This is a genomic window from Epilithonimonas zeae (assembly GCF_900141765.1).
In the GTDB taxonomy this organism is placed as follows: Bacteria; Bacteroidota; Bacteroidia; order Flavobacteriales; family Weeksellaceae; genus Epilithonimonas; species Epilithonimonas zeae.
On the sequence record NZ_FSRK01000001.1, the window covers coordinates 2,300,839 to 2,314,872 of the forward strand.

Annotated in this window: 11 protein-coding genes; 4 read left to right on the forward strand and 7 right to left on the reverse strand. The window is 36.6% G+C overall.

The genetic code is table 11. The features are described from left to right. Positions 1-5 precede the first annotated feature (5 nt). The 5 genes from BUR19_RS10580 to BUR19_RS10600 all read right to left on the reverse strand — a co-directional run bounded on the left by BUR19_RS10580 (position 6) and on the right by BUR19_RS10600 (position 6,669). The gene (locus BUR19_RS10580; protein WP_074235294.1) at positions 6-1,031 is read right to left on the reverse strand and encodes a sensor histidine kinase; all 1,026 of its coding nucleotides are present in this window, start codon (positions 1,029-1,031) and stop codon (positions 6-8) included. Between the two features lie 300 nt (positions 1,032-1,331). Then, entirely contained in the window at positions 1,332-2,549 is a 1,218-nt protein-coding gene (locus BUR19_RS10585; RefSeq protein WP_074235295.1) for an ABC transporter permease, read from the reverse strand. 662 nt (positions 2,550-3,211) lie between these two features. Next, positions 3,212-3,949, reverse strand: coding sequence for an ABC transporter ATP-binding protein (locus tag BUR19_RS10590; protein ID WP_074235296.1), 738 nt, complete (start codon positions 3,947-3,949; stop codon positions 3,212-3,214). A gap of 136 nt (positions 3,950-4,085) precedes the next feature. Continuing rightward, a complete protein-coding gene (locus BUR19_RS10595; protein ID WP_074235297.1) occupies positions 4,086-5,339 on the reverse strand; it encodes an efflux RND transporter periplasmic adaptor subunit in 1,254 nt (417 codons plus the stop codon). Between the two features lie 25 nt (positions 5,340-5,364). Then, positions 5,365-6,669, reverse strand: a complete 1,305-nt coding sequence (locus BUR19_RS10600; RefSeq protein WP_074235298.1) for a TolC family protein — start codon at positions 6,667-6,669, stop codon at positions 5,365-5,367. Between the two features lie 228 nt (positions 6,670-6,897). On the opposite strand from BUR19_RS10600, the gene BUR19_RS10605 reads away from it, so the two are divergent. From BUR19_RS10605 to BUR19_RS10620, 4 genes are all read left to right on the forward strand, one after another. After that, on the forward strand, positions 6,898-7,647 hold the full coding sequence (locus BUR19_RS10605) for an SDR family NAD(P)-dependent oxidoreductase (protein WP_074235299.1): 750 nt from the start codon (positions 6,898-6,900) through the stop codon (positions 7,645-7,647). Positions 7,648-7,728: 81 nt separating this feature from the next. Next, on the forward strand, positions 7,729-9,294 hold the full coding sequence (locus tag BUR19_RS10610) for a serine hydrolase (protein ID WP_074235300.1): 1,566 nt from the start codon (positions 7,729-7,731) through the stop codon (positions 9,292-9,294). Positions 9,295-9,398: 104 nt separating this feature from the next. Further along, entirely contained in the window at positions 9,399-10,193 is a 795-nt protein-coding gene (locus tag BUR19_RS10615; RefSeq protein ID WP_074235301.1) for a thymidylate synthase, read from the forward strand. A gap of 93 nt (positions 10,194-10,286) precedes the next feature. After that, positions 10,287-12,797, forward strand: coding sequence for a M1 family metallopeptidase (locus BUR19_RS10620; RefSeq protein ID WP_074235302.1), 2,511 nt, complete (start codon positions 10,287-10,289; stop codon positions 12,795-12,797). A 176-nt stretch (positions 12,798-12,973) separates the two neighbouring features. Here BUR19_RS10620 and BUR19_RS10625 read toward each other — a convergent pair whose 3' ends face one another. Together BUR19_RS10625 and BUR19_RS10630 are read right to left on the reverse strand one after the other, a co-directional pair. After that, complete coding sequence (locus BUR19_RS10625; RefSeq protein ID WP_074235303.1) at positions 12,974-13,357, reverse strand: HU family DNA-binding protein; 384 nt, start codon at positions 13,355-13,357, stop codon at positions 12,974-12,976. A gap of 375 nt (positions 13,358-13,732) precedes the next feature. Further along, the gene (locus BUR19_RS10630; protein ID WP_074235304.1) at positions 13,733-14,032 is read right to left on the reverse strand and encodes an MGMT family protein; all 300 of its coding nucleotides are present in this window, start codon (positions 14,030-14,032) and stop codon (positions 13,733-13,735) included. Between the last annotated feature and the right edge of the window lie 2 nt (positions 14,033-14,034).

Below are 14,034 nucleotides of genomic sequence, written 5' to 3' on the forward strand. Positions count from 1 at the left end.
GAATATTATTTCGTTTTCAATTTCACTTCCGCGATGTACATTCCGTCATTCAAACAAGAATGAAACTCGTGCTTTTCGTGATAAAGCAAGTTAAGTCTTTTTTGTAAATTTTCGACGCCAATTCCTGAACCGCTTTTGTCCGTATCCGTTTTTGGGAAATTTGAATTGGACGCTGTGAAGTGAATTTCGTCTTCAACAATTTCCATTTTAAAACTGATATCCGAATGTTGTGTGGCAGAAACGCCGTGTTTAAAAGCATTTTCCACAATCGAAATAAATAACAACGGCGCAACTTCCAAACTCGGAATTTTCGTTGGAAAATTAGTGTAAACTTTCGTTTTGTCATTTAATCTTAATGACATCAAGTCGATGTATTTATTCAAAAAATCAATTTCTTCCGAAAGACTGATTTTATCGACATCGGTTTTGTATAAAAGATGTCGCATCAATTTACTCAAACTATGAACACTTTGTTTTGCCTTCTCGGAATCAAAATCAATTAAGGAATAAATATTATTAAGCGAATTGAAGAAAAAGTGCGGTTGTAACTGATATTTCAAATGTTTAAGTTCAGATTGAAGTTTGATATTATCGGCTTCGATTTTCATTTCTTCTGCTTTCTGCATTTTTTTACTGGCATTAATGGCAATCGAAAACGCAACAGGAATAAGATAAATCAGGAAATCGAAAAAATAACGCATTCCTTCTGGCGGACGTTTTCCCAACATTTTTGGTCGGTCTGGTTCAAGCAGTTCGAAAATCTGGCTTTTAACAACGATAAGTATAACAAGCAGTAAAAAATTGGATGTGAAAAACCATAATCTTTTATCTTCAAAAAGCCATTTGACAATGATAAAATAATTGAGATAAAATATAATCGCAAGGAAAAATAACTGCAACCAAAAGTGTCTGAAAATCGCACTCCAATCCGTCTCTGAACCAATTGTAAACGCCGCTGGAAGAAAGAACAAAACCAGCCAAATCAAAAGATGAAGGCTGATTTCGAGGTTTTTATTTTTAAGGTTTATCATTTTTAAATTAGATTAAAAAATTGCAGATTAGAATTTTTTAAATTTGTTAAAAGCTCTCGCAGATTATGCAAATTACGCAGATTTTCAAATATTGTCATTTAAAAAATCTGTTAAATCAGCGAGAAAATAACTTAAATAAATTCAGACACATTGTTGATTTTTTAAAACTTGAATTTGTTCAAACCCTTAAAAATATTGGATTTGTGAAAGTTTTCAAGAAGTGAATTTAAGATTTTTTCCAGCATAATTCTTTTTCATTTTTAAAATTACCAACAACTATCAATCAAAAACCATCAACGATTATTCGTATCTCAATGCATTAATCGGGTCACTCTGCGCCGCTTTTCTCGCAGGATACCAACCGAAAAATACACCTGTAATTGTACAAACCACAAAGGAAATCACAATTGAACTCGCTGTAACACTTACCGGCCAGCCTGCAAATTGCTGAATACAAAATGTAGAAATCAAGCCAATCAAAACACCGAGAACTCCGCCTGTGATGGAAATCAAAACCGACTCAATCAAAAACTGCATCAAGATGTCATTTCCTTTGGCTCCAATCGCCATTCTCAAACCGATTTCTTTGGTTCTTTCTTTTACGGAAACGTACATAATATTCATAATTCCGATTCCGCCTACGAGTAAAGAAATACTTGCAATCGCAACGAGAAGAATCGTCAACATTTCGCTTGTGGAGCTGAACATCGAGATAATCTCCTGCTGAGAAGAGACATTGAAATCATTGTCTTCATCAGATTTTATCTTATGTTGAGTTTCCATAATGGATTTGATTTCATTCACTGCGTTTTCAGAATCTTCCTCGCTCAAGGATGAAGCGACAATCGACTGAAGATAGGTCTGTGCCAAAATCCTTTTCTGAACAGCCGTGTAAGGCGCAATGATAATATCGTCTTGGTCTTGCCCGAAAGTATTTTCGCCCTTTTCTTTCAAAACGCCAATCACTTTGAAAGGAATATTTTTGAAACGAATCATTTTTCCAATCGGATTTTCATTAGGGAAGAGATTTTCCCGAACCGTTTTTCCGATGACGGCAACTTTCGAATAGGCTTCAACATCGTCTTCTGTAAACATCGAGCCTTCATCTACGCCCCAATCACGGATTTTCAGATATTCTGGAGAAGTGCCATAAATTGAAGTTGGCCAGTTATTGGAACCAGCGATACTTTGTCCGCTCCCGTTGACCAAAGGCGAAATTTCTTTGATGAGTTTGGCTTGAGATTTAAGAACATTGTAATCTGCCAAAGTCAAAGTCTGCATCGCTGAAGGGTCTGAACGAACGCCACCCATCATTCCCGCTCCTGGACGAATAGTGATGAGGTTCGCGCCCATACTGGAAATGTTCTTTTTGATGCTTTCTTTGGAACCTTCTCCAATTGCCAGCATCGCAATCACGGAAGCCACACCAATGATGATTCCGAGCATTGTCAGCATTGCTCTGGTTTTATTGAGGAGAATCGCTTTCCAGGCTATTTTTAATAAATTGGTGAAATTCATTTTCTTGATTTTTTGTTACCGAAGATTCGGGATTTTTTTCCATAGGTTTTACCTACGGCTACTCAAATTGAAGTCTACGACTTCTTTTAAAAAAACTTTTTGCAAACCTGACTTCTTCATTATTCTTTTCATTGTCGGGTTCATTTTTTCAGCTTCATTGCGTCTGCATTTTCGTCTGCATTGCAGGTTTGCAAAAAGTTCACAACATTAATTCCTCTTCATTTTTTTCCATAGGTTAAAACCTACTGCTATTGATATTGAACCCTTCGGGTTCGTTGAATTTGATCTTTTAATCCACGGGTTTCACCCGAGGCTACTCACATTGAAGTCTACGACTTCTTTAATAAAACTTTTGTAAACCAACCTCTTCATTATCTTTTCATTGTCGGTTTCATTTTACGTCTTCATTGCATCTGCATTTCGGTCTTCATTGTAGGTTTACAAAAGTTTACTTCATTAATTCATCTTCATTGAGATTTCTAAATATATATTTGAACAAGTTTCTTTTTAACATTGAATCAATCGTAGCCCGACTTGAGCGGAAATCCTTTTTTGCCAAACTTCAAGTTCTATTTAGACTGAAATCGTCCGCAAAAAAGATTTGGAGCGGAAGGCGGATTAGCTACCCAAACCTAACAAAGTGGTTCGACGGAGTCAAAAAACTATTCTGCTTTTGGAAGTTTTACTAATTCATCTTTGGCAATCAGTCGGTTTTCTACTTGCTTGTCTTCTTTGATGATTCCGTCTCGCAAAATCACAGTTCGTTTGCTGAATCTCGCAATGTCATCCTCGTGGGTTACGAATCCAATCGTGATTCCTTGGTCATTGAGTTCCTGAAAAAGATTCATCACTTCGTAGGACGTTCTGGTGTCGAGATTCCCCGTTGCCTCATCTGCCAAAAGGATTATCGGATGATTAACCAAAGCTCTCGCAATCGCAACTCTCTGCTGTTGTCCGCCTGAAAGCTGACTCGGAACGTGTCCCATTCTGCTTTCCAAACCGACCTGTTTCAAGGCTTTCACAGCGCGCTCCCTTCTCTCTTCCGCCGACACTTTGGAATTGTAGAGCAAAGGCAACTCTACGTTTTCCAGCGCGCTGGTTCTAGCCAATAAATTGTATGATTGAAATATGAATCCGATTTTTGTATTCCTGATTTCCGCCAGTTGGTTTTTGTTTAAATCTTTGACCAAAACACCATCGAGTTCGTAAGTTCCCGAAGTTGGCTGGTCGAGACATCCCAAAACATTGAGGAATGTTGATTTTCCCGAACCACTGGTTCCCATAATCGTCACAAATTCACCTTCGTTGATAGTCAAATCGATGCCTTTCAAAGCGTGAACGATTTCGTCGCCCATTTTGAATTCGCGTTTCAGGTTTTCTATTTTGATAATGGGTTTCATTGTAGTTGATTTGTTGGTTAGTTAATTAGTTGTCAGTTTTTTAGTTAAATATTTGATTTGTAAAATCGATAAATCGTTGTTTCGTTAATAACTGATTAGCTTAAAACTAATTAACTAAATAACTGAATACTAAATTTTAATTCGGTGGACCTTGGCTTGAACTTGATTTTTTGTTGTTATTATTTGGTCTTTTCGGCATAAATGGACTGCTTCCGTCTCCGCTCGATTTTGTAATAGGTTCTGTCTGCTCGTCAAGTGAGGTTACGATTTGTTCGTTTCCTGAAAGTCCGTTGACCACCTGAATATTGATTCCGTCATTAATTCCGATTGTGATTTGTTTCTGGGAAAGACTTCCGTCGTTATTTTTAATCCAAATATATTTTTCCTTGTTTTTTCCGGTTTTGATTTCGGGAATTTTTGCCGTGATTTGATTTTGCTGATAATATTTCTGCAAAGTTTCCGTATCAGGAGTGAAAGCGATTGCCGAAGCCGGAATTGTATTGGTATCTTTTAATTCCTGAGTGAAAATTGTGATGGTTGCTGTCAAACTTGGTTTCAGTTTTTGTTCAGGATTATCGGCATCGATGATGACGGTGTAAGTCACAACATTGGATTCTGTAGTTGCGGACAAACGAACCTGACGAACTCGACCACTGAAATCTTCCTGAGGATAGGCATCCACCGTGAAACTCACACGCTGACCAACTTCTACTCCACCAATATCTGCTTCATCCACATCCGCTTCCACCTGCATTTTGGTAATATCTTTTGCAATGGTGAAAAGCGTTGGCGTTGTCATACTTGCCTGTACAGTTTGCCCTTCTTCCACTTCTCTACTCAAAATAATGCCGTCAATCGGAGCATAAATATTGGCATAACTCAAATTGGTTCTCGCCTGCGCCAAAGCTGTTTTTCTCTGACTTACGGTTTCCTGAGAGTTCTTAACCTGATAAAAAGCCTGCTCGTAATCTGCCTTGCTAATCACTCCGGATTTGAACATATTACTTTGACGATTAAAGTTTTGCTGGTAATAATTTAGTTCGTTTAGTGATGCGTTATATTGCGCTAAAGCATTGTTCACAGATTCCTGAAGATTGGTTTTGTCCAATTCTGCCAAAAGCTGACCTTTTTTAACCTGAGAATTATAATCAACATAAATATTATTGATGATTCCCGAAACCTGCGTTCCCACATCTACTTGGTCAACAGGTTCTACAGTTCCGGTTGCAGTAACCGAAGTTGTAACATTCTGCTTTGTTAATTTTACCGTTTGAACCGCAATATTGCTCGTTTTTTCTGTTGTAAAATATTTATAAACGAAGAAAATAACAATCGCTGAAACAAGAACGATAATAGAATTTTTGAAGTATTTTTTATATTTTGGATTCATAATCTTGATGTTTTTCCTGTTATTTTTAATTGGCAGTTAATGCTTTTCCTTGATAGAAATTCAGCAGTTGAGTGTACAAAACCGACATATATTTTGATTGAAGGTAAGTTTGTTCATTCGTCAAATAAGTGTTTCTGCTAACGGCCAATTCCGTTGTTGTCAAACCTCCGAATTCATATTTTTTACTGGCTAAATCATAAGCGAGCTTTGCATTGTCTCTCGCCACTTTCGATGATTTTTGCTGAGCTTGATTGGCGATTGCGTTCTGCCAAGCGGTTTCGATGGATGAATACAAAGTCTTGCTTGCACTTATTTTATCGAGTTTATTTTGTTCGATATCGATTTGAGCTAATTTGACATTCGTATCGTTTTGCTTTTTCGAGAAAATCGGGACATTCAGAGACAAGCCAACCGACTTGTTGAAATTGTTTTTAAACTGATTGAAATAGCTGTAATCTTGAGTGCTCGTAAAACCTGTATTCAAACCTGCAGCGGCAGAAAGTGTCGGTTTGTAACCAGCTTTCGTAATTTGAAGTGCTTTTGCAAGAATCTCGTTCTGAGAATCATAAATTTTCAAATCAGGAAGATTTTCGATTGCTTGAGCAAAAACTTGTTGTTTATCCGGAATGGATTCCATTAAATCGGTCAGTTTTATCTTTTCGATTTGAAAATCAATACTTGGGTCAAGTTCCAATAATTGTTTTAGTTTCAAAACCTGCTGATTGTAAAGGTTTTCGCTGTTCACAACCGTGTATTGATTCTGCGCATCCTGAGTTTCAACATCCGCCAAATCCAATTTTGAAATCGCTCCGTTTTTAAATTTGGTCTGAGTTAATTTCAATTCCTGAGCGGAAGAACTTGCTGTATATTTTGCACTTTCGATGCCTTCATAATAATATAAAGCCTGCAAATAAGCATTCAGAACGTTCAAAACGATATTATTTTCAGCTTGTTTTTGATATAATGAAGACTGGTCGAGAATCATTTTGTTCTGTTCGATTTGAAGATTCAGTTTATTTCCTTGATAAATTGTCATATTTCCACTTAAACCGAAACTATTTGACAAAATATTCTGATTCACAAATGAACTCGTAATCGGGTCGATACTGGAACCATTCGTCAAACCCAAAGAAGTTGTCCCATAAATTGTCGGAAGTTTGTTGTTCTTCTGCTGTTGATAATTCAACGATGCGGTCGTCTTGTCCAAAACCGTTTTCTTTACGGTAATGTTGTTTTGTACAGCGTAATCAAGACAATCCTCAAGTGTCCAGACTTTTTGAGCCGGAGCAAGGATTCCGATGAAAAGCAATATGATGATATATTTTCGCATTGTTCGTCTGTTTTACGGGAACAAAGTTGTCTCATATAGAAAATAATATCAAATCTAATAGACTAACTGAGGGATTTTATAGAAGAAAGTCAAGATTGTTTCGATAAGAAATTTCATCATTGATTCAGTATGAAACATTTAAGAAATAATTAACTGTCAGAGACATTTGCTTTGCATCATTTTTGCTTTAAATAAGGCATCAATAAACAAATTAAAATTTCATTTATTATGAAAATTCTAGACAATAAAGTAGCTTTGGTTACAGGCGCAGGTTCAGGAATTGGACTTGCCATCGCAAAATTATACGCTAAAGAAGGCGCAAAAGTTGTGGTTTCCGACATCAATGAAGAACACGGAAAATCAGCTGTTGAAGAAATCAAATCGGAAGGTGGAGAAGCGACTTTTGTAAAAGCAGACACATCAAATCCAGAGCAAGTTGAAGCCTTAATAAAAGCAACAGTTGACGCCTACGGAAGATTGGACATCGCCTGCAATAATGCGGGAATCGGTGGCGAGCAAAAACTAACAGGAGATTACAGCATCGACAGTTGGAAAAAAGTTCTTGACGTGAATCTTGACGGTGTTTTCTACGGCTGTAAATATGAATTAACTCAAATGGAGAAAAACGGAGGCGGCATTATCGTCAACATCGCATCTATCCACGGAACAGTAGCCGCGCCACTTTCTTCGGCTTACACAACTTCAAAACACGCAGTTGTCGGATTAACCAAAAATATCGGTGCGGAATATGGACAGAAAAATATCCGTTGTAATGCAGTTGGTCCAGCTTATATCGAAACGCCACTTTTGGAAAGTGCAAGTGGCGATATGAAAGAAGCATTAATAGCTAAACATCCAATGGGAAGATTAGGAAGACCTGAGGAAGTTGCAGAATTGGTTCTTTTCCTAAGTTCTGATAAATCTTCTTTTATGACTGGCGGTTATTATCTTGTTGATGGTGGTTATACGGCGGTTTAAGATTTAGACAAATAAAAATATTAGAAGCATTCATTAAAAGTGAATGCTTTTTTTATGATATTTACAAAACAATCTTAACCTATGAAAAATCAAATCATAACATTTACTCTATTTTCTACTTCTTTTTTTCAAGTAGCCTTTGCCCAGATTTCTCCAAGAAAAATTGATTCTTTGATGGAAAAATCAATGAAAGAATTCAATGTTGTAGGTGCTTCTATTGCTGTTATCGAAAACGGAAAAATTGTTCTTGAAAAAGGTTACGGGATGAAATCTCTAACTACAAAAGAACCTGTAAATCAATTTACCAATTTCCAGATTGCTTCTAATAGTAAGGCTTTTACGACTGCCGCACTTTCTATTTTGGTAGATGAAGGAAAAATAAAATGGGATGACAAGGTCACAAAATACATTCCTGAGTTCAAAATGTATAATAATTACGTCACTGAAAATTTTATTATTGAAGACCTTTTGTGCCACAGAAGCGGACTCGGAATGGGAGCCGGCGATTTGATGGAATTTCCTGCGGGAAGCGATTTTGGGATTAATGACGTTATTACAAACTTACAGCATTTCAAACCCGTTTCGCCGTTTAGAACTAAGTGGGATTATGACAATCAGTTATATTTTGTTGCAGGAGAATTGATTAAAAGAGTTAGCGGAATGTCTTGGGAAGATTTTATACAAACGAGAATTTTTCAACCTTTACAAATGACGAATTCTTATCCTGCCAATTCTTATATCAAAGACTTTTCAAATATTGCAACACCCCATATTGTTAATTTAAAAGAGAAAACAACTGTTCCTCTTTATGATTTTGGTAGTAAGATGAACGGTGCTGCCGGAAGCATTTTTTCTAATGTAAATGATATGGCAAAATGGGTTCAGCTCCAGTTGAATGGTGGAAAATATGGCGAAAAATCCGATAAAACACTATTTACAAAAGACCGTCAAAACGAGATGTGGAAAATCCATACTGTAATGGATTCTCATTTCGAAGAACGTTACAAAACACATTTTTCAGGTTATGGATTAGGTTTCGATTTATCCGATATGAACGGAAGTTTTGTAGTAGAACATACGGGAGGATTGGATGGAATGTTGTCAATTGTGAGAATGATTCCTGATAAAAAATTCGGGATTATTGTTCTTACTAATACGCAAGATGGTGGAATCTACCTAGATTATGCCGTTGCAAATATACTAACCGATTATATTCTGAATGTGCCTAAAGAAGACTGGATTTCAAAATATTCTGCGAGATTCAAAAACCGTTTAAAAGAAGGAGATGCAATTACTGATAAAGTTTGGAAAACTGTAGCTGATAACAAAAATGTGAAAATAAAAAATGAAGATTATATCGGAATCTATGAAGATAAATGGTTTGGAAAATGTGAGGTTTTTATGAAAGATAATCAACTATGGTTCAAGTCTTATCGTTCTCCAAAACTTAATGGCCCGATGAAATTCTATAAAGCTAACACCTTCGCCATCCAATGGGAATATAGAGGTTTTGACGCCGATGCCTTCGCCATTTTCACATTGGATGAAGAAGGAAAAGGACAAAGTATAAAAATGAAAGGCATCTCTCCGAATATCGATTTTAGTTTTGATTTTCAGGATTTGGATTTACAAAGATTATCCAAGTAAAATAAGAATGAAAAAAATAATAGATGTTAGTAACTTAATTAATATATTTCAATAGAAAACTGACTCATTTTTAATAAATTTGACTCTTCAATTAAGAATTCAAAATGCAAAACTACCTTGATTTACTTCAGCATATTTTAGACAACGGAACCGATAAAACCGACAGAACAGGAACGGGAACACGAAGCGTTTTCGGTTACCAATTACGTTATGATTTGTCGAAAGGATTTCCTTTGGTTACTACAAAGAAAGTGCATTTGAAATCTATTATTTATGAATTGCTTTGGTTTATTAAAGGTGATACGAATACGAAATATCTGACTGATAATGGGGTTTCAATTTGGAATGAATGGGCGGATGAAAATGGAGATTTAGGTCCAGTTTACGGCGCACAATGGAGAAGTTGGAGCGGAGCCGATGGAAAAGTGGTTGACCAGTTTTCTGAAGTAATTGAACAAATCAAAAAAAATCCAGATTCCCGCAGATTAATAGTTTCCGCTTGGAACGCCGCAGAAATTCCTAATATGGCTTTGGCACCTTGTCACGCTTTGTTTCAGTTTTATGTGGCAGATGGAAAATTGTCGCTTCAGTTATATCAAAGAAGTGCGGATGTTTTCCTAGGAGTTCCTTTCAACATTGCGAGTTATGCGCTTTTATTGATGATGGTTGCGCAAGTTACTGGACTTGAAGTTGGAGATTATGTTCACACTTTTGGTGATGTCCATATTTATAACAATCATTTTGAGCAAGTCAACAGACAGCTTTCCCGAGAAACAAGACCTTTACCAACAATGAAACTGAATCCTGATATCAAAGATATTTTTGATTTTGATTTTGAAGATTTTACTTTGGAAAATTATGACCCGCATCCGGGGATTAAAGCACCAGTGGCGATATAAAATTAAGTGGGTAATTCCCACTTTTTTTGTAACAATCCTCTAAAAATCAAGACTTATAAACTTTAAAATAACATCGATTATAAATTCGTAAGAATGAAAAAGATATTCATAGCTGCACTTTTCTTGGGTGCAATTTTTAATTCAAATGTTGCTTTTGCACAGACAGAAACTTCAGGTAGAAATGTTCCTTATAGAGCAACACACACCAAAACCACAGAACTTAAACACACCAAACTGAAAGTCAATTTCGATTATCAGAAAGAGCAAATGAATGGTGAAGAATGGCTTACAGCAAGTCCTTTCTTCTATGCAACCAACGAGTTGGTTCTTGATGCAAAAGGAATGCTGATTCACGAAGTGGCTTTGGACAAAAATGGTTCTAAGTCGCCTTTAAAATTCGATTATAAAAATGATGAGTTGAAAATCACACTTGATAAAACTTATCAAAAAAATCAGGATTACACGGTTTACATCAAATATACAGCCCGTCCGAATGAAGTAAAACAAGAGGGAAGCAAAGCAATCAGCGATGCAAAAGGTCTTTATTTCATCAATGCGCAGGGCAAAGACCCGGATAAACCAACTCAAATATGGACGCAGGGAGAAACAGAATCTTCATCTGCTTGGTTCCCGACAATTGATAAATCCAACCAAAAAACAACTCAGGAAATCTATATGACTGTTCCTGATAAATATGTTACCCTTTCCAACGGTATTCTGAAAGATTCTCAAAAAGAATCCGGAAATATGAGAACCGACCATTGGGTGATGGATAAGAGACATTCGACTTACCTTTTCTTTATGGGCGTTGGAGAGTACGCTATTGTGAAGGATAAATGGAGAAATATTCCTGTCGATTATTACATCGAAAAGGAATATGAACCTTATGCAAAACAGATTTACGGAAACACTCCAGAAATGATTGAGTTCTTTTCTAAGAAGTTAGGCTACGATTATCCTTGGGCAAAATATGCGCAAATCTCGGGAAGAGATTATGTTTCCGGAGCAATGGAAAATACAACAGCGACTCTTCACGGAAGTGATATTCTTCAGAAACCTGGACAATTAATCGATGAGAATAAATGGGAAGACACCATCGCTCACGAATTATTTCATCATTGGTTTGGAGATTTAGTAACGGCAGAAAGCTGGAGTAATTTAACTGTTAACGAGTCTTTTGCTAACTATTCCGAATATCTTTGGAACGAGTATAAGTACGGAAAAGATCAAGCCGATTATCACCAGATGGAAGATGTGAACCATTACATTCATAATCCTGCAGATTTCAAAAAGAATTTGGTGAGATTCGATTACGCTTCTCGTGAAGATGTTTTTGATTTGGTTACTTATCAGAAAGGCGGCGGAATCCTTCATATGTTGAGAAATTATCTTGGTGATGATGCTTTCTTTGCCGGAATGAATGACTATCTAAAAACGTATGAATATGGTAACGCCGAAGCGCATCAGTTAAGATTAGCATTCGAAAAAGTATCCGGAAAAGATTTGAACTGGTTCTTCAATCAATGGTATTTCGGAAGCGGACATCCAAAATTGAGCTATACTTCAACTTACGAACCTGTTAAAAAGCAAGTGACTGTGGTCATCAATCAATCTCAGGATCAGCCTTTCGAGTTTCCTTTAACGATCGATGTTTATGATAGCGGAAAACCAATCAGAAAACAAGTTTGGGTAGATGCCAAGGCGAAAAATACGTTCACTTTTGATTCTTCTAAAACACCTGACTTGATTAATATTAATGCTGACGGAATCTTGGTTGCAGATATTACGGAGACTAAAACACCAGAACAAAGTTTCCTTCAGTTCACGGGATCTAAAGAATACAAAAGCAAATCTATTGCGCTGAGTAATATTAAAGAAGAAGCTGGAAAAAATCCTGCAGGTATCAAATTGTTGGCAGCAGCATTGAAAGATCCTTTCTTCAGAATCAGAGAACAGGCATTGGAGCAAATTGATTTAACCATTCCGGATCAGGCAAAAGCTTTGACTGTTGAGGTTGAAAAATTGGCTTCTAATGATCCGAAAACTCTGGTTCAGGCAGCAGCAATTTCAGCTTTAGCAAAAACTAAAAATGCTAAGTACAGTTCTATCTATGAAAAAGGATTGAATGCCGTTTCTAATGCTGTAAAAGGTTCTTCATTGGCAGGAATTGCAGAATTGGATCCGTCAAAAGCAGCAACATCTATTGAAAACATTGATCTGAACGGTGCTTCGGATGATTTGATTTCGAAGCTGCTTCCAATCATTGTGAAGAATAAGATTGAGAAACAAATGCCGGCTATCGGGACAACGGTTGCCTTCTACCCTTTCATCAAATTCCAGGATCCGACTTTAGGCAAATCTGCTGAGGAAGGATACAATTGGATTATGAGTTCTGACAACCTGAAAGCAACCGAAAAAGTAACTAAAGTTCTGGTTCAGGCAAAATCTCAAATGCCAGACAATCCACAAGTGAAAATGATGATTGTACAAATGCTGAAAGACGGACTGAACAAGAAAATGGAAGTTCTGAAAAACAATCCGAACAGCCCAACGATTAATCAACAGATTAACGCCATTAACAAAACAATTGAAGCTTTTAAATAAAGTCTCATCACGAATATCAATAAAAAAGCCATCTCAATTGAGATGGCTTTTTTATTAAATTATATTTTAAGAAATAAATCCCGCAGACCAAAATAGCAAAAAAACACAAATGATTAAGACAGTACAATCCACCAACCAATACTATGAGATCTGCAGGAAAATCATCAACCAAAAACTTAGCCTTTCTTCTGGAACGTGGCCAGCTTCAAAGCATCTTTTATCATTTTACCGGGGCGGAACACCGCTTTTACAGTTTTGATATTGGCAGCAGTCACTTCCTTCTCTGTTTCTGCACCCACACTGGATCCGCCAGCTTGCAAGGTGAAATATTCTCCTACGTAAACAATTTTACCATCGGCTACATCCTGTGCGATCTTCTCGAAAGTACTTTCCAAGACGGCAAGGATATCAGCTTTTGAAACAGTGGACATTGTGCTGGCGTGCTTTGCAAGATCAGACAAAGTGGTTTTACCATCACCTATGATATTGGCGTAATACTTTGCAGGATCATCTCTTTTTTGAGGATTGGCTCTTTGAACCACACTAAATTTAATTGACATTGTTTGTGTTTTTAATTAAAAATTAAATTTTATTGAATGAGATAAAAGTATAAATTTTAATTAAACAAAAAAGTAAATTGAATTAATATTTTCCATCTATAGATAAAAATCTACAAATACGATATAAAACACACGTGTATTCTGTTAAAAACTCTCGTGTCTTTTCTTTAAAACACACGTGTCTTTTGATGAAAACTCTCGTGTGTTTTGATGAAAACTCTCGTGTGTTTTGGGCCACCTACGCAAATGCCCTATTCATAGGACTTGCAGAAGGGCATTTTTTGAGATTAATTTCATTAAAAATCGGAGTCAATTTTTGTCATTAATTATAAAAAAAGAAAATCCCTTAGCTCGTAACTAAGGGACATTTATTAATTATAATTCCTTCAATGGATCCCAAAAGAGGGATTTAAAGTCTTTGATCTTCCAGTTTTCCTGTACAACCACATTTTCTTTTTCCAACCTTTCCCGGAACGATGGAACCGATAACTTTCCGGAACTGCTAATAACCCTGTGTGCCGGAACATCTTTTGGACAATTGCCCATCGCATTGCCTACGTGGCGGGAATGATTGGGATAACCCACTGCTTTTGCAATAGCGCCGTAGGTGGAAACTCTACCTTTGGGAATCAGTCTGGTGACTTCATAAACCTGTTGCTTGAATAGATCGTTCATTG

Excerpts from the sequence above, each read along its gene's own strand:
- BUR19_RS10615 (WP_074235301.1), top strand. The coding sequence starts at position 9,399 with ATGCAAAACTACCTTGATTTACTTCAGCATATTTTAGACAACGGAACC.
- BUR19_RS10580 (WP_074235294.1), bottom strand. The coding sequence starts at position 1,031 with ATGATAAACCTTAAAAATAAAAACCTCGAAATCAGCCTTCATCTTTTG.
- BUR19_RS10610 (WP_074235300.1), top strand. The coding sequence starts at position 7,729 with ATGAAAAATCAAATCATAACATTTACTCTATTTTCTACTTCTTTTTTT.
- BUR19_RS10600 (WP_074235298.1), bottom strand. The coding sequence starts at position 6,669 with ATGCGAAAATATATCATCATATTGCTTTTCATCGGAATCCTTGCTCCG.
- BUR19_RS10585 (WP_074235295.1), bottom strand. The coding sequence starts at position 2,549 with ATGAATTTCACCAATTTATTAAAAATAGCCTGGAAAGCGATTCTCCTC.
- BUR19_RS10605 (WP_074235299.1), top strand. The coding sequence starts at position 6,898 with ATGAAAATTCTAGACAATAAAGTAGCTTTGGTTACAGGCGCAGGTTCA.
- BUR19_RS10595 (WP_074235297.1), bottom strand. The coding sequence starts at position 5,339 with ATGAATCCAAAATATAAAAAATACTTCAAAAATTCTATTATCGTTCTT.
- BUR19_RS10630 (WP_074235304.1), bottom strand. The coding sequence starts at position 14,032 with ATGAACGATCTATTCAAGCAACAGGTTTATGAAGTCACCAGACTGATT.
- BUR19_RS10620 (WP_074235302.1), top strand. The coding sequence starts at position 10,287 with ATGAAAAAGATATTCATAGCTGCACTTTTCTTGGGTGCAATTTTTAAT.
- BUR19_RS10590 (WP_074235296.1), bottom strand. The coding sequence starts at position 3,949 with ATGAAACCCATTATCAAAATAGAAAACCTGAAACGCGAATTCAAAATG.
- BUR19_RS10625 (WP_074235303.1), bottom strand. The coding sequence starts at position 13,357 with ATGTCAATTAAATTTAGTGTGGTTCAAAGAGCCAATCCTCAAAAAAGA.